General features: G+C 48.4%; 1 protein-coding gene and 1 pseudogene. Both read right to left on the bottom strand.

Features of this window, described 5'->3' with window-relative positions; all coding sequences use genetic code 11:
- Positions 1-419 (bottom strand): annotated as a pseudogene (locus tag AB5026_RS18975) (hypothetical protein); the annotation flags it as partial.
- A gap of 42 nt (positions 420-461) precedes the next feature.
- The coding region (locus AB5026_RS18970; protein WP_368214151.1) for a response regulator transcription factor at positions 462-945 on the bottom strand (484 nt) is incomplete at its 5' end.

Raw genomic sequence — 945 nt, 5'->3', positions numbered from 1 at the left:
CCCTCCGGGGTGGTAAGGCCCAGGACGATCCAGTCATCATTGGAATGGATCGTCTGTGAGCTCCATTCCCTAAGATCATTGAAGGAATAGGCTAGTCCGGAGGTGTTTTTGAAGGAGAGAGAATCTCCGTTATAAAGCTCTCCGAGATCAATGTATGCATCTTCGTCTGTTTTATCCAGGATTTCCTTGGCTGAGATTCCGGACAGGATTGTGGAAGCTTTTGAGTAAAAGCTGTCAGCAAAGGCAGAGGTCTGGAAATAATCCTTTGTTTTAAGATCCTCGGCAGAGTCCATCTGTATACCTGCCTGGATCACCAGTGCCGCTGAAAAGACCATGATCAGAGGCAGGATAAGGGCAAGGACAAGAGCAGGAATGCGCATAAATGAACGGTTTTTTCCCGTATGTTTATTTTTATTCATAATACCCCTTTCTGAAGTACAGATACTTCATGGCCGGCTGGCTCACCGGCTCAGTTTTTCGATTTTATAACCCAGGCCCCAGATAACTTTCAGATAGCGGGGATCCCTGGGGTTGATCTCAATCTTTTCGCGAATGTGACGGACGTGGACGGCTACCGTGTTATCCGCGGCCAGAGCATCTTCATTCCAGATGCTCTCGTAGATCTGCGTGGTGGAAAAAACATGTCCGGGATTTTTCATGAGAAGAAGCAGGATATTATATTCGATGGGCGTCATCCGTACCGCTTCTCCATCTACCAGCACCTCTTTTTTGTCATCGTTTACCGTAAGACCTCCGGTTGTGTAGATGTGTTCTGATGCTGCCGGTGCAGCGGAGCCAAGCTGTGTGTACCGGCGCAGCTGGGATTTTACCCTGGCGATCAGCTCCAGAGGATTGAAAGGTTTGGTGATATAGTCATCTGCACCGATGTTAAGGCCAAGGATTTTGTCCGTGTCTTCAGATTTTGCGGACAGGATGATGATGGGC

This window comes from Blautia sp. RTP21359st1_E11_RTP21359_211015 (assembly GCF_040910705.1).
In the GTDB taxonomy this organism is placed as follows: Bacteria; Bacillota; Clostridia; order Lachnospirales; family Lachnospiraceae; genus Blautia_A; species Blautia_A fusiformis.
Note: the sequence above shows the minus strand (reverse complement) of the source record. Positions and strands in the feature narration are given on the sequence as shown.